Source organism: Cyclobacterium xiamenense (assembly GCF_009467825.1).
GTDB classification, from domain to species: Bacteria; Bacteroidota; Bacteroidia; order Cytophagales; family Cyclobacteriaceae; genus Cyclobacterium; species Cyclobacterium xiamenense.
In genome coordinates this window covers 204643-219251 of the sequence record NZ_WIOK01000001.1, presented here as the reverse complement: position 1 = coordinate 219251, position 14609 = coordinate 204643, and the positions used below count along the sequence as shown (strand labels likewise).

Annotated in this window: 13 protein-coding genes; 10 read left to right on the top strand and 3 right to left on the bottom strand. The window is 48.3% G+C overall.

The window, feature by feature from the left end; translation table 11 throughout:
• Positions 1-2 precede the first annotated feature (2 nt).
• From GCU44_RS00905 to rodA, 10 genes are all read left to right on the top strand, one after another.
• Positions 3-779, top strand: a complete 777-nt coding sequence (locus GCU44_RS00905; RefSeq protein WP_154852525.1) for a Rossmann-like and DUF2520 domain-containing protein — start codon at positions 3-5, stop codon at positions 777-779.
• Between the two features lie 98 nt (positions 780-877).
• Positions 878-1750, top strand: coding sequence for a geranylgeranylglycerol-phosphate geranylgeranyltransferase (locus tag GCU44_RS00900; RefSeq protein ID WP_154852522.1), 873 nt, complete (start codon positions 878-880; stop codon positions 1748-1750).
• A gap of 29 nt (positions 1751-1779) precedes the next feature.
• Entirely contained in the window at positions 1780-2721 is a 942-nt protein-coding gene (locus tag GCU44_RS00895) for a glycoside hydrolase family protein (protein WP_194201666.1), read from the top strand.
• An 82-nt stretch (positions 2722-2803) separates the two neighbouring features.
• Entirely contained in the window at positions 2804-3361 is a 558-nt protein-coding gene (purN, locus tag GCU44_RS00890; RefSeq protein ID WP_154852519.1) for a phosphoribosylglycinamide formyltransferase, read from the top strand.
• Between the two features lie 133 nt (positions 3362-3494).
• Entirely contained in the window at positions 3495-5021 is a 1527-nt protein-coding gene (purH, locus tag GCU44_RS00885; protein WP_154852516.1) for a bifunctional phosphoribosylaminoimidazolecarboxamide formyltransferase/IMP cyclohydrolase, read from the top strand.
• 236 nt (positions 5022-5257) lie between these two features.
• Positions 5258-6286, top strand: coding sequence for a rod shape-determining protein (locus GCU44_RS00880; protein ID WP_092172517.1), 1029 nt, complete (start codon positions 5258-5260; stop codon positions 6284-6286).
• A 7-nt stretch (positions 6287-6293) separates the two neighbouring features.
• Positions 6294-7127, top strand: coding sequence for a rod shape-determining protein MreC (gene mreC, locus GCU44_RS00875; protein WP_154852513.1), 834 nt, complete (start codon positions 6294-6296; stop codon positions 7125-7127).
• Positions 7124-7645, top strand: coding sequence for a rod shape-determining protein MreD (gene mreD / locus GCU44_RS00870; protein ID WP_092172511.1), 522 nt, complete (start codon positions 7124-7126; stop codon positions 7643-7645). The genes mreC and mreD overlap by 4 nt, the downstream gene beginning before the upstream one ends.
• Positions 7646-9448: a penicillin-binding protein 2 gene (gene mrdA, locus GCU44_RS00865; protein WP_154852510.1), complete on the top strand. Its 1803-nt coding sequence runs from the start codon at positions 7646-7648 to the stop codon at positions 9446-9448.
• Entirely contained in the window at positions 9449-10723 is a 1275-nt protein-coding gene (gene rodA, locus GCU44_RS00860; RefSeq protein ID WP_154852507.1) for a rod shape-determining protein RodA, read from the top strand.
• 8 nt (positions 10724-10731) lie between these two features.
• Here rodA and GCU44_RS00855 read toward each other — a convergent pair whose 3' ends face one another.
• From GCU44_RS00855 to GCU44_RS00845, 3 genes are read right to left on the bottom strand one after another with little or no spacing between them, the layout of a single operon-like run.
• Positions 10732-11478: an MIP/aquaporin family protein gene (locus tag GCU44_RS00855; RefSeq protein WP_092172503.1), complete on the bottom strand. Its 747-nt coding sequence runs from the start codon at positions 11476-11478 to the stop codon at positions 10732-10734.
• Between the two features lie 4 nt (positions 11479-11482).
• Complete coding sequence (glpK, locus tag GCU44_RS00850; protein ID WP_154852504.1) at positions 11483-12985, bottom strand: glycerol kinase GlpK; 1503 nt, start codon at positions 12983-12985, stop codon at positions 11483-11485.
• Between the two features lie 4 nt (positions 12986-12989).
• Entirely contained in the window at positions 12990-14564 is a 1575-nt protein-coding gene (locus tag GCU44_RS00845) for a glycerol-3-phosphate dehydrogenase/oxidase (RefSeq protein WP_154852501.1), read from the bottom strand.
• Positions 14565-14609: the final 45 nt, after the last annotated feature.

Here is a 14609-nt window from a genome sequence, read left to right as displayed (position 1 = left end):
CCATGAAATACAAGCTAGCAATTATCGGGACCGGAAACGTGGCCTACCACCTTTCAGCAGCCCTGGAAAGCGCAGGGCACGTCGTGACCGAAGTCTACGGAAGAAACCTCGCTGCTGCCGGGCAACTTGCCTCCCGGCTTTACGGGACCGAGGCATGTGACAGCCTGGATTTCACCGAAAGTGCCGCACGCATCTACATCCTTGCTGTCAGCGATGCCGCCATCCCGGACATCGCCGAAGCCATTCTGCTCCCGGAGAGGAGTACCCTGCTGCACACCAGCGGAACACTTCCCCTGGATATTCTGGCCTACAGTTCGGCCGACTATACGGGGATCCTCTACCCCCTGCAAAGTCTAAGCAAAGGAAGAGAAATTGGTTTTGAAGAAGTCCCCTTTTTATTGGAATCCGAAGAGCCAGAAACCCTGAAAATGCTCAAAAACATCTGTAAAAGCCTTTCTTCCCCCAGTTATCTGGTCTCTTCCGCCAAGCGCCGGTCCATTCATATCGCCGCTGTTTTTGCCGCAAATTTCACAAACCATATGTTGCTACTGGCAGAATCTCTGATGAGGAAGCAAGGTCTCGATTTCAACATGCTGAAACCACTGGTGGTGGAACAAATCAACAAAAGCCTGCAGATGGGGGCGCGCGCTGCCCAGACAGGTCCGGCGGTACGAGGCGACTTCGACACCCTGGAAAACCACCTCCACTACCTTTCCTCTGACGAAAAACTGGCAGAAATTTACCAAGTGATCTCTCAAAACATCATTGACAGTTATTGATATTCCGTCAGCGGTAGCCATTTTATTTAATCACAAATGATGGGGATTTTTTCCGGGAAATAGTATCCTCATTGGTCCTTTTGTCGTTATTTTGTACCATGAGAAAATTGCAGGCATCCCCGGTCTTTACGTTTAGTGCCTTTGTGAAGATTATTCGCCCGGGAAACCTGCTCTTGGTGGCATTTGCCCAGATCATGACCGCTTTTTTCCTGATCGAAACCAGCCGCTCGGGGCAGCCGGTTTTGCTGGATTATCACCTATACCTCCTGGTCACTTCCACGGTGATTCTGACTGCCTCGGGATACATGATCAACGATTACTACGATGTGAAGATCGACTACGTAAACCGACCCAAAGCCGTGGTCATTGGGAGAGGAATGAAGCGGAGAATGGTCATGATTCTACACACCGTAATGAATCTGGTGGGTATTTTACTAGGGGTGCTGGTGCACCCAAAGATCGGTGCCATTACCTTTATTGCTGCTTTCCTGCTTTGGCTGTACAGCAATTCACTCAAGCGCCTCCCCTTTATTGGCAACCTTACCGTCGCGTCACTTACCGGCCTGGCCATTTGGATTGTAGGACTCTATTACCAAAAATCAGAGCTACTGATCCTTACCTACGCCTTGTTTGCCTTCTTTATTAATCTAATCCGGGAAATTCTGAAAGACATCGAAGACCGAAATGGGGACCGAAAACACGGCTGCCGGACCCTCCCCATTGTATTGGGCTTCAGAAAGACGAAACAAGTTATTTTCATCATCGCTTTCTTTTTCGTCGCAGCCATTCTCATCGTGACCTTCCGGCTTAACGAACCGCTTTTATTCTTTTATTTTGGCATTCTAAGCATATTTTTCTGCTTGTTCATGTTTAAAATTTACAAAGCCGACCGCAGGTCTCATTTTACAGAATTGAGTAAACTGTCTAAACTACTCATGCTAACTGGTATTCTAAGCATGAGCTTTCTTTAATCTTTTCGCACATTACTGTATATTGGAGGATGAAACACGTTTTGATACAATTCGCCTTCTTTGGTCTTGGTTTCCTTTTCTTTGCTTGCCGATCCGAATCCGGCGACACAGAAAATGGTGACCCTGCAGCCACCAATCCATTCCCCAAAGAAATCATCTCCTTTTCTCCTCTGCCTGACAACCCCATATTTAGCGGTACAGGTGAAGATACCTGGGACCGAAAGATCCGGGAAAGGGGGTTTATCCTAAAAGAGGAAGACGGGTATCACCTGTGGTATACGGGTTTTGAAGGATACGATCCGGGCACCATCCTCAAACTGGGCTATGCCTTTTCGGAAGACGGCTTTCATTGGGAGCGTTCCGACGCCAATCCCATTTTCGAAGAAAGCTGGGTAGAAGACATGATGGTTTGGAAAGAGGGAGAAACGTACTACATGTTTGCTGAAGGAAAAGACGACATTGCGAAAATGCTGACCTCTACCGATAAAATCCATTGGGAAAACCAGGGTAGCCTGGATATCCGAAAAACCGACGGGTCACCCTTGGACGAAGGTCCCTATGGTACGCCCAGTGTTTGGGTGGAAGACGGAACCTGGCACCTGTTTTACGAACGAAACGACCAGGGCATCTGGTTGGCCACCTCCACCGATCGTAAGGTATGGACCAACGTACAGGACGATCCGGTGATCCGTATGGGGCCGGAAACCTACGATCAGTACGGGTTGGCAGTAAATCAGGTAATTCGCTACCAAGGCTACTATTACGCCTACTACCACGGTACCTCACTGGAAGACTGGAGTGACTGGACGATGAATGTTGCCGTGTCCAGCGATTTGATTCACTGGACAAAATATCCTCAAAATCCCATCACTGGGGACAACAAATCAAGTGGCATATTGGTCCACGACGGCGCCCGGTTTCGGTTTTACACCATGCACCCTGAGGTAGTGGTTCATTTCCCTTCGGAGTAGCCGCTGGTTTTTTCCACACGTGACCTAAACGCCATTCATTTTCCTTTGTAATTTTGTAGCTGAACCAAAACCACCGCTTATCTTGAAAAACATTGCCATTCTAGCCTCCGGAAGTGGGACCAACGCCCAAAAAATCATGGAATACTTCCGCCAATCTCCCAAGGGAAAAATTGTCTTGCTCGCCTCCAATAAAAAAGAGGCCTACGCACTGGAACGAGCAAAAATGTTTGACGTTCCTACCGTTGTTTTTTCTAAAGCCGACCTGAAAAACGGAGGCTTGGCAGAAACACTTCGACACCACCAGGTGGATTTGCTCGTTCTTGCCGGGTTTTTGCTGCAAATCCCACCTGCGCTGATACAGCAATTCCCGGACAAAATCGTCAACATCCATCCTGCCCTACTCCCCAATTATGGTGGGAAAGGCATGTACGGGATGAACGTTCATCAGGCTGTGAAGCAAGCAGGAGACAGGGAAACCGGTATCACGATTCATTTAGTCAACGAGAATTACGATGAAGGAAAAATCGTTTTTCAGGCAGCCGTTCCGATTGCCGAGGCGGACAGTCCCGAGCAAATCGCCGAAAAAGTACACGAACTCGAACACAAATACTACCCAAATGTGATCGAAAGCCTGATTTAATGCCCTGATTTTTCTAACTTTGCCCTCTTAAACGAATCAAACTAGTTTACTTACCGATGAATTTTCCGAACTATTGGCGGTAAAGAGTTGGATCTATTGCCTGCTTCGGAAAAAGAAAAAAATAACGAACCTAATGGCTGAAAAGAAAATACAATCTGCACTAATTTCTGTCTTTTATAAAGACAACCTTGAGCCCATTATTGCCCTTCTCAAACAACAGGGCGTGAAAATATATTCTACCGGAGGCACCCAGAAGTTTATCGAAGAGCAAGGTGCCGACGTCACTCCTGTAGAGGATCTTACCGGCTATCCCTCCATTTTTGGAGGAAGGGTAAAAACCCTCCACCCGAAGGTATTTGGAGGAATCCTCCACCGAAGGGCAAACGACGCGGATGTGAACCAGGCAACAGAATATGCCATTCCAGCGATCGATTTGGTCATCGTGGACCTGTATCCGTTTGAAGAGACCGTGGCATCGGGTGCACCGGAAGAGGCCATCATTGAAAAAATCGATATCGGCGGAATTGCCCTTATTCGTGCTGCTGCAAAAAATTTTCAGGATGTGACGATCGTAGCCTCCCGGGAACAATACGGAGAATTGGAAGAAAAGCTCCGTTCCCAAAATGGAAGCCTTTCCTTAGGAGACCGAAGGTACTTTGCTGCCCGGGCTTTTCAGGTTTCTTCGCATTACGATAGCCAGATCTTTACCTATTTCAACCGGGAAGAAAAGATTCCGGCATTGAAGGTCAGCGAAAACAAGGCCAAACAGCTTCGATACGGAGAAAACCCCCATCAGAGCGCTCACTTTTTCGGTGATTTGAGCGAGTTGTTCGACCAATTAAATGGAAAAGAGCTCTCTTACAACAACCTGGTTGATGTAGATGCTGCTGTGGCACTAATCGATGAATTTCCAGACGAAACCGCATTTGCCATTCTCAAACATACCAACGCCTGTGGGGTAGCATTGGGGCAAACGGTGAAGGAAGCCTACGAAAAGGCCTTTGCTGCGGATACGATTTCTGCTTTTGGAGGGGTATTGATTACCAACAAGCCCGTAGACCTACCGGCAGCAGAGGCCATGCATGGCCTGTTCTTTGAGGTGTTGATAGCACCGGACTATGAGGAAGCTGCATTGGATCTCTTGAAAGGGAAGAAAAACCGAATTCTGCTGAAGCAAAAAATCAAACTCACTGGGACACATCAGGTAAAAACACTTCTGAACGGCTTTGTTCAGCAAGACAAAGACCTGAAAACGGAAAGCAAGGCTGATTTTGAGGTGGCAACCAAGAAAGCGCCTACGGCCGACGAGATGGACGCCCTGGTATTTTCGCTGAAAATTTGCAAACATACCAAGTCCAATACGATCGTACTGAGTAATAAAGATCAGTTGTTTTCCAGCGGGGTGGGTCAAACCAGCCGAGTGGATGCCCTGAAACAAGCCATTGAAAAAGCACGGGAATTTGGCTTTGATCTGCAAGGTGCAGTGATGGCCTCCGACGCCTTTTTCCCTTTTCCAGATTGTGTAGAAATAGCCGATCAGGCGGGAATTCGGGCAGTCGTTCAGCCAGGGGGCTCTATAAAAGACAAAGAAAGTATCGACTACTGCGATGCACACGGTATGAGTATGGTAATGACAGGAGTCCGTCATTTCAAGCATTGATACGCCGTATCCTTTTGCCAGCTGCAACCTGTGGCACAGGCTGAAAAAAAATTCAGCGAAGGTTTTCCCCTTCGCCGAATTTTTCCTGGTTTCCAAATAATTACGAATAAATAGGGGAATGCTTAACGGAATAAATCCGAAATAAGGTACTATTTTTGTGAGCACCCGTTCTTTTAAAGGGCCGAAATGTGCTAACTTTAAAGAACCAATAATCATTTAATTTAGAAAGGACCAAGATGGGATTATTTGACTTTTTTTCCAGTGACATTGCCATTGATTTGGGTACAGCCAATACACTTATAATTCATAAAGAGAAAATAGTGGTGGACGAGCCATCGATCATTGCGATCGATAAGACCAATAATAAAGTGCTCGCCGTGGGCAGGGAAGCCATGAACATGCACGAGAAAACGCATGAAAACATCAAAACCATCCGTCCCTTAAAAGACGGTGTTATCGCCGATTTTTACGCGGCGGAACAAATGATCCGGGGCCTCATTAAGATGATTCCTGGACACAACAAGGGCATGTTTCCCCAATCCCACCGGATGGTGATCTGTATTCCGTCTGGCATTACGGAAGTAGAAAAAAGAGCCGTACGGGATTCGGCCGAACATGCGGGTGGAAAAGAAGTCTACATGATCTACGAACCAATTGCCGCTGCTATAGGTATCGGGATTGACATCGAAAAACCGATGGGTTCCATGATCGTTGATATTGGAGGAGGTACCACAGAGATCGCCTTGATCGCCTTATCTGGGATTGTGGCGGATCAATCCATCCGGGTGGCCGGCGACACGTTTACCAAAGACATTTTGGACTACATGCGCCGGCAGCATAACCTGCTGATCGGCGAACGCTCTGCAGAAAAGGTCAAAATTGCGATTGGTTCTGCCCTGACCGAATTGGACGATGCGCCGGAGGATTACGAAATCCGGGGTAGGGACTTGATGACAGGTATTCCGAAAGTCATCAAAGTCTCGTATTCCGAGATTGCCTTTGCATTGGACAAATCGGTTTCGAAAATCGAAGAAGCCGTTTTAAAGGCATTGGAGATTGCACCGCCGGAGCTCTCTGCGGATATCTACGATAATGGCATTCACCTGACGGGAGGCGGCGCATTACTCAAAGGCCTGGACCGGCGGTTGCACCAAAAAACCAAATTACCGATCCATATTGCAGAAGACCCGCTACGCGCAGTGGTCAGAGGCACCGGAAATGCATTGAAAAATATCAATAATTTTAGAACCGTACTCATGACGTAAAAGCAGAATGCAACAAATAGTTTTATTTTTATACCGTCTGAGGGCACTTATTCTTTTTCTAGTCCTGGAGATGTTGGCCGTAGGGATCGTTTTCACACATAATTCACCACAGGGTGCCGTTTTTTTCAATAGTAGCAACAAACTGACCGGAAACCTGCTTGCAGTGAAAACCAATTTCATGTCTTATTTTTCGCTCTACACCGTCAACCAATCGCTGGCAGAAAAAAATGCCTCTCTGCTCAACCGGCTAGACCAACTCACCCCCGTTCGGGATTCGGTGGAGTTTACGCTGGATAGCGTCCTGGCCAATTCCTTCGAATTCTGGTCGGCCAGAGTGATCAATAACTCCATTCACCTCAGCCAAAATTACCTGACACTCAATAAGGGAATCATTCACGGAATAAAAGAGGGAATGGGGGTTTTTAATGAACAAGGGGTAATCGGCCGGGTGAAGGGGACAAGCACTCATTTTTCTTCGGTCATTTCCGTATTACATACCGACCTATTGATCTCCTCCAAAATCAAGGATACGGAAGTCATCGGGTCCACCAAATGGGACGGACTCAAATCGGATGAGGCCAAATTGCTGTATGTACCCCGCCATGTAGAGGTAGTCCCTGGGCAGGAAATCGTCACCTCGGGATACAACGCCGTCTTTCCGGAAGGAATATCCATAGGAAAAGTAAAAGAGGTCAGACCGGGGGTTGATGGGAATTACCTGGACATCACCCTGACTTTAAGTGCCGATTACAGCCGGTTGAATTACGTCTATTTGGTAGAAAACTACCTTCGGGAGGAATTGGATAGTTTGGAGATAGAAAACAGCGCCCCAGGACTATGAGCTCAGGTAAAATTTTAAAATACAGTGGTAGTTTTTTGGTCTATTTCCTGATTCAGGTATTTATTCTCAAGGATTTGGTCTTGTTTGGCTATGCCTTTTGTTTTCTCTATGTGTTTTTTATTTTAAGCCTTCCGCACGAAATGCCGACCATTCCGCTCATGCTTATTGGTTTTTTCATGGGGCTGCTCATCGATTTGTTTTACGACAGCCTGGGCATGCATGCGGCCAGTGGCGTGTTGGTGGGGTTTATCAGAAACTCCTGGATCAAGGTAAATACGCCCACTGGGGGCTATGACGACAATGTACCACCTACGTTACTAAACATGGGCATTGGTTGGTTTTCGTTTTATAGCCTGCCATTGTTACTGCTTCACCACTTGCTGTTTTTTTATATCGACAGTTTAGGAACAGAAGTATACCTGCCACTCGTTATACGTGTAGTAAGTAGCACCGCTTTCACGTTTATTCTTGGAAGTATCGTGCAAGCAATATTTTATCGAAAAGAAAGGGTACTATAAATGTATACAGGTAGGTCGTTGGTTGTTGCAGTCAGCATTGGGTTGATAGCATTTGTGCTGTTGGGAAAATTATTTTTAATTCAGGTTACGGATGACAGCTATTTGAGGAAGGCGGAAAAAAACGCCATCCAACGTGTCGTGGATCATCCCTACCGTGGACTGGTATACGACCGAAACAATTCGCTTCTTGTTTTTAACGACCCGGTTTTTGACCTGATGGTGATCCCACGGGAATTTCACCTGGAAGATACGGCCAGGTTTTGTGAGCTTTTCGGTGTGGAAAAGGAGCTTCTGGTTACCAATTTCAACGCGGCAAAAAAGTATTCCTGGGTAAAGCCCTCGCCACTGATCAAACAGATTTCCAAAGAGGAATTTGCGGGAATTCAGGATTTCCTCATCGATTACAAAGGACTGTTTGTCATGACCCGCTCCGTTCGGTCCTATCCCCAATCGGCAGCTTCCAGCGCACTTGGGTATATCGGAGAAATCAATGCTTCTCAACTTAACCGCGACAGTTCGCAGTATTATTCCCAGGGGGATTACGTAGGTTTGAGTGGAATCGAATCCTATTACGAGCCCGACTTGCGGGGAAAAAAAGGAGCCAAATACAAGCTGGTAAATGTGCGGGGGATAGAAAAAGGTGCATTTAAAAATGGCGACCTGGATACACTGTCCCTCCCCGGAGAAAACCTGCAGTCCACCCTGGACCTGGATTTACAAGTTTATGGGGAAAAGCTAATGGAAGGAAAGCGGGGTTCCGTAGTCGCTATTGAGCCAAAATCGGGAGAAATCCTGACCATGATTTCTGCCCCTGTATACGATCCCAACATTCTTACCGGAGCTAAATTTGGCCAAAATTACCAATCCCTCAACCTCGATCCGGAGAAACCCCTTTTCAACCGGCCCATTATGGCCATGTATCCCCCGGGGTCCATATTTAAAATTGTTCAATCGCTAATCGGGCTGCAGGAGGGTATATTAACCCCTAATACGACCTTTGCCTGCAACAAAGCCCTGGTAAACTGCCACGAACACGCCAGCCCCACCAACCTGTTTGGAGCCATTCGAAACTCCTGCAATCCCTATTACCATCAGGCATTTCGACAGATAATCAACCGGGAAATTTCCCCGAACACCTACAAAGACACCCAAATCGGCCTGGATCAATGGGGAGAATCGGTTAGGAAATTCGGATTGGGTGAGCGCCTGGGTATCGATATCCATGGTGAAAAAGGAGGGTCCATCCCTTCCAGCCAGCTGTATGACCGCATTTACGGGGAGGGACGCTGGAAGTATTCGACCATTTATTCCCTTTCCATTGGGCAGGGTGAAATGCTGGTGACCCCCCTTCAAATGGCCAACCTGGCGGCAATATTTGCCAATAAAGGATACTACTACACCCCGCATTTGATCAAGGCCATCGGTGGGGATCCGTCCCGAATTCCCGAAAAGTTCAAAACCAAGCGGTACACAGGGATTGATTCGGTTCATTTTGATTTGATTCAAGATGCCATGGAAGCGGCCTTATCCGGTACTGCTTCCCGGGCAATCATGAAGGACATAGCCATCGCTGGAAAAACCGGTACGGCACAAAATCCGGCAGGTGAAGACCATTCGGTTTTTATCGCATTTGCCCCGAAAGAAGATCCCAAAATCGCCATTGCGGTATACGTAGAGAATGCGGGATGGGGAGGCCGGGCCGCTGCAAGTACGGCGAGCCTTTTGATCGAAAAATACCTGACCGGAGAAATTAGTAGGCCCCTGTTGGAAGAGTATGTATTGGCCGGTGATTTTATTTATTAATTGAGACAGAAAGAAACATATTTCGATCGGATCGACTGGGTAACCATCGCGTTGTATTTTGCACTGGTTTTAGTGGGATGGCTCAACATTTATGCGGCCGTCTACGACGAGCAAAATGCCACGTCGATTTTTGACTTTTCCATCAATTCCGGGAAACAGCTGGTGTGGATTGGAACCGCCATCCTGTTAATTGTATTGATCATGGTTGCCGATTACAGGCTCTTTCAGAATCTGAGTTTGGTACTGTACCTCTTTTTTGTCGTCATTTTGTTCTTAACCCCATTTATCGGAAAGGAAATCAATGGACAGCGAGCCTGGTTTGAACTGGGTGTTTTCCGGCTCCAGCCCGCAGAGTTTGCAAAATTTGCCACCGCTTTGGCCCTGGCAAAACTCATGGAAAACCCCACCTTTGACTTGAGCAAACTGAGCTATCAGCTGAAGGCAATAGGCATCGTCTTGCTTCCTGTTTCCTTGATCATGCTCCAGCCGGACACGGGTACGGCCATGGTATACAGCTCCTTTTTTATCATGCTTTACCGGGAAGGAATGCCACAAAAGTACTACGTGTTTTCCCTTGGCTTGATCGGCCTGTCGGTAGTCACCCTTGCTGTGGAGAATTCCTGGTACGTATTCGGAGGATTGGGCTTTTTGGTGCTATTATTGGTACTGGCGAGCAAAAAATCCTGGAAAAATATGCTGGGAATAGTTCTTCTGGGGCTGCTGATGGCAGGCTACTCCTACAGCCTGGACAAGGTGGTAGAAAAACTCCCCCCACACCAGCAAAACAGAATCATGGTTCTTTTTGATCCCGACGTGGACCCATTGGGTGTCGGCTGGAACGTAACCCAGTCCAAGATCGCCATCGGCTCCGGAGGACTTCTGGGAAAAGGCTATTTGGAGGGAACCCAGACCAAATTCGATTTTGTGCCGGAACAGCACACCGATTTTATCTTCTGTACACTGGGAGAGGAATTTGGATGGACTGGAAGCCTCGTGATGATTTCGCTTTTTGTCGCCTTGTTACTGCGGCTTATTTTCCTCGCGGAGCGACAAAAGACACGCTTTTCCCGAATCTACGGCTACTGCGTGGTGAGTTTGCTCTTTTTTCATTTTGCCATCAACATCGCGATGACCATCGGCTTGTTTCCGGTGGTCGGCATTCCCTTGCCCTTTTTTAGTTACGGCGGTTCGTCCTTGTGGTCGTTTACCTTGCTTTTATTCATCTTCGTTAAACTGGACTCCCATCGCATTCAAATTCTCGGCAGAAGCTATTAATACAGGATTTATACCATGCCCCCGACACCCAAGAGCAAGTAAATTCCAGCCGCTACCGCCGCACCCAATATTGGACCAAGGATTGGCACCCAACTATACCCCCAATCGGAACTGCCCTTGCCTTTTATGGGCAACAGTTGGTGCATAATTCTGGGACCTAGATCTCTGGCCGGATTGATGGCGTACCCCGTAGTGCCTCCCAGGGAAAGACCAATCACCCAAACCAAAAACGCTACAGGGAGTGCGCCAAGCGAACCCAGGCCGATGGGTGTATTCCGGCCGTCTTCCAAAACCGGTCCGGTAGAATACAAAATCACAATGATCAACACCGAGGTACCTACCATTTCCGAAAGCAAATTGGAAGGTAGGTTTCGTATCGCAGGTACCGTCCCAAACGGGGCAAATTTTAATCCTGGGTCATCCGTTGCATCAAAATGGTCTTTGTACACCAGCCAGGCAATCCCAGAGCCAAACATGGCGCCGAGTACCTGGGCCAGCACGTACTTGGGCACCAGCATCCACTCAAAATCTCCGGCAAGCGCCAAACCAATACTTACCGCAGGATTTAAGTGTGCCCCACTGTAAGGACCAGCCACTACCACGCCAATAAAAACACCCAATGCCCAGGCAGTCGTGATAACAATCCAACCAGAATTGAAACCCTTTGTCTTGTTCAGGACCACGTTGGCCACAACACCCGAGCCCATGGCCAGCAGCAAGGATGTCCCGACGAATTCGGCTACAAATACGTTCATACAATCAGTCGGTTAACCAGTTAAGGGTTCTTTTTACAGCTCTGTGCCAATATTTCAGGTTCTTTTCCATGGCAACGTTGTCTTTTTTAGGAGTGAAGGATTCGTCTGCTTTCCAAAGGGTCCTGATTTCATCCAGATCTTTCCAATACCCTACCGCTAACCCTGCCAGGTAGGCAGCACCAAGAGCTGTCGTTTCGATGATTTCCGGTCTTTTGATTGCGCATTGGGTAAGGTCTGCCTGAAATTGCATCAAAAAATCGTTGGCCGTAGCGCCCCCATCCACACGCATTTCCTTCGTGACTTCCCCAGCATCCTTTTCCATGGCCTTGAGCACATCGTAGACTTGATAGGCAATGGCCTCCAACCCAGCCCGCACCAAATGTGCCCGGCTGGTTCCCCGGGTAATCCCAAAAAAAGAACCCCTGGCATCCTGATCCCAATAGGGTGCACCGAGCCCGGTAAGCGCCGGAACAAAATACACACCGCCATTGTCCGGAAGACTATTGGCCATTTTTTCACTATCCCTTGCATCGTTTACTACGGAGATTCCATCACGAAGCCATTGAATGGCGGCACCGCCAATAAAAACGCTCCCCTCCAGGGCGTACTGTACCTGATCCCCTATTTGCCAGGCAATGGTAGTAAGCAGTTGGTTGTTGGATTTTACCGGTTTTTCCCCCGTGTTCATTACCAAAAAACACCCGGTCCCATAGGTGGTTTTGGCCATACCGGGTTCGGTGCATAACTGCCCAAACAACGCCGCCTGCTGATCGCCAGCTATACCCGCAATGGGAATCCTGGCCGACAACAAGTCACCGGAGGTGGTGCCATATACTTCACTGCTCGATTTTACGACCGGCAAAATGGCCCGGGGGATGTCCAACAATTCCAGTAATTCCTCGTCCCAGGCCTTTTCGTGAATATTAAAAATCATGGTTCTGCTGGCATTGGTAATGTCCGTGATGTGCGCTTTACCACCAGTCATTTTCCAAACCAGCCAACTATCCACTGTACCAAAACAAATCTCTCCTTTTTCGGCCCGTGCTCTGGCCCCCTCCACATGGTCCAGTATCCATTTGATCTTGGTTCCCGAAAAATAGGCATCAATGATCAAACCGGTTTTGTCACGCACCATCTCCGAATACCCCTTCTCCTTGAGGGAATTGCAGAAGGCTGCGGTACGGCGATCCTGCCAAACGATGGCATTGAAAATTGGCTCTCCGGAATTTCGATCCCATAATATCGTGGTTTCGCGTTGGTTGGTAATGCCGATACCGGCGAGTTGGTGTGCACTGATATTCGCACGGGTGATGGCCTCTGTCGCTACCGAAGCCTGGGACGTCCAGATCTCCCTGGGATCGTGCTCCACCCAGCCCGATTGAGGAAACAGCTGTTCAAAATCCTTTTGAGCGGTAGCTACCGGCTGCCCCTTTTTGTCAAAAATTATAGCTCTGGAACTGGTCGTGCCCTGATCCAATGCCATCAGGTACTGGTTATTCTGGTCCATGGGTTTATATCTGAATTAAATATTTCTTGGCTAATTTATAAAATTCTTCGAGTTCTGACATGATCCAGTCCGCATCTTTTCCAAGTTCGGCCGCCATAAGCTCCGCTACCTTTGGCGCCATGTGCAAGGCAGCTTTCGCATCCAATAGCAAAATCCGGCACCTTCTGGAGAGGAAATCCTCCACGGTTTGGGCCATCTCCTCCCGTACCGCCCACACTACCTCTGCTCCTGTATAGGGATAATCCGGATGGATCGGTTGTGCCCATTCGGGATGGGATTCCTGTAACTTCCGAATGGTTGCCGCATCCGAACCATACAACTGCAGGGGACCCGCTTCCGGAAACTCCTGGTAACCATGTAGACGCCGGCCGGCCGACTTACTTTCCACGGGATTGATCCCATGCATTTTGTAATGCGCATCCACCGTGTCTTCCCCCATTTTTCGGAAGGTGGTCCACTTCCCCCCCGTAATGGTAATCAACTGGCTATCGGAAACGATCACCTTGTGGCTTCTGGAAATTTCCTTGGTCTTGGTACTGCCCTCCTTTGGTGCAGCCAGAGGCCTTAAGCCCGCAAAGACGGAAAGCACATCTTCTCTACGGGGTGCTTTTTCCAGGTACTCACCGGCAGTCTCCAAAATAAAAGTAATCTCTGATGAGAGTGGCTGGGGCTCCATTTTCGGCTTTTTCCGCAAGGTATCCGTGGTACCTACCACGAGTTTTCCCTGCCAGGGGACCGCAAAAAGAACCCGTCCATCGGACGTCTCCGGAATCATCAATGCATCGTTCCCTCCAAGGAACGACCCCTCCAATACCAAATGCACACCTTGACTAGGTTGAATCATCTTGGGTGCATCGGGTTCATCCATTCGGAGAATTTTATCGGCAAACACGCCGGTGGCATTCACTACTGTTTTTGCCTTCACCCGATAGCTTTTCTTGCCTATCCGGTCCCGAAATCGAAGCCCATTGATCCTTCCCGACGCATCCTTACTGAGTTCGGTGACTTTGGCATAGTTGAGCATGCAGCCACCCATATCGTCGCAGGTGCGGGCCAACATTAAAGCTAGTCGCGCATCATCAAACTGCCCATCGTGGTAGACGATGCCCCCACGAAGCTTTTCCATTCGGATTTTGGGCAGGCGACGTTGCGTCTCTTCCGGAGAAATAAAACGGGATTTTCCCAAACGTAGCCCCCCCGCCATCCAATCGTAAATCTTTAAGCCGATACCATATTTTAACCGATCGAACAAGGTATACAAGGGAATGACGAAGGGCTGATTTTCCGTGAGGTGTGGTGCATTTTTCAATAACCTCCCCCGTTCTTTCAACGCCTCGAACACCAATCCCACCTCTCCCTGAGCCAGGTAGCGCACGCCCCCATGCACGAGCTTGGTACTCCTGCTAGAGGTGCCCTTTGCAAAATCAGATTTTTCTAAAAGCAATACGCGAAGGCCGCGGGACAGCGCATCCAGGGCCACACCCAGCCCTGAAGAACCTCCTCCGATCACCACCAAATCCCAATTATCTCCTGATTCTTCTACCTTTTCTACCCGGGATAAATTCTCTTTTCTATTCATTTCATCATTTTTACCTCGCTAAAGTAGTATAAAAGGAAACAAAAA

Excerpts from the sequence above, each read along its gene's own strand:
- GCU44_RS00905 (WP_154852525.1), top strand. The coding sequence starts at position 3 with ATGAAATACAAGCTAGCAATTATCGGGACCGGAAACGTGGCCTACCAC.
- GCU44_RS00900 (WP_154852522.1), top strand. The coding sequence starts at position 878 with ATGAGAAAATTGCAGGCATCCCCGGTCTTTACGTTTAGTGCCTTTGTG.
- GCU44_RS00895 (WP_194201666.1), top strand. The coding sequence starts at position 1,780 with ATGAAACACGTTTTGATACAATTCGCCTTCTTTGGTCTTGGTTTCCTT.
- purH (WP_154852516.1), top strand. The coding sequence starts at position 3,495 with ATGGCTGAAAAGAAAATACAATCTGCACTAATTTCTGTCTTTTATAAA.
- GCU44_RS00880 (WP_092172517.1), top strand. The coding sequence starts at position 5,258 with ATGGGATTATTTGACTTTTTTTCCAGTGACATTGCCATTGATTTGGGT.
- mreC (WP_154852513.1), top strand. The coding sequence starts at position 6,294 with ATGCAACAAATAGTTTTATTTTTATACCGTCTGAGGGCACTTATTCTT.
- mreD (WP_092172511.1), top strand. The coding sequence starts at position 7,124 with ATGAGCTCAGGTAAAATTTTAAAATACAGTGGTAGTTTTTTGGTCTAT.
- mrdA (WP_154852510.1), top strand. The coding sequence starts at position 7,646 with ATGTATACAGGTAGGTCGTTGGTTGTTGCAGTCAGCATTGGGTTGATA.
- GCU44_RS00855 (WP_092172503.1), bottom strand. The coding sequence starts at position 11,478 with ATGAACGTATTTGTAGCCGAATTCGTCGGGACATCCTTGCTGCTGGCC.
- glpK (WP_154852504.1), bottom strand. The coding sequence starts at position 12,985 with ATGGACCAGAATAACCAGTACCTGATGGCATTGGATCAGGGCACGACC.
- GCU44_RS00845 (WP_154852501.1), bottom strand. The coding sequence starts at position 14,564 with ATGAATAGAAAAGAGAATTTATCCCGGGTAGAAAAGGTAGAAGAATCA.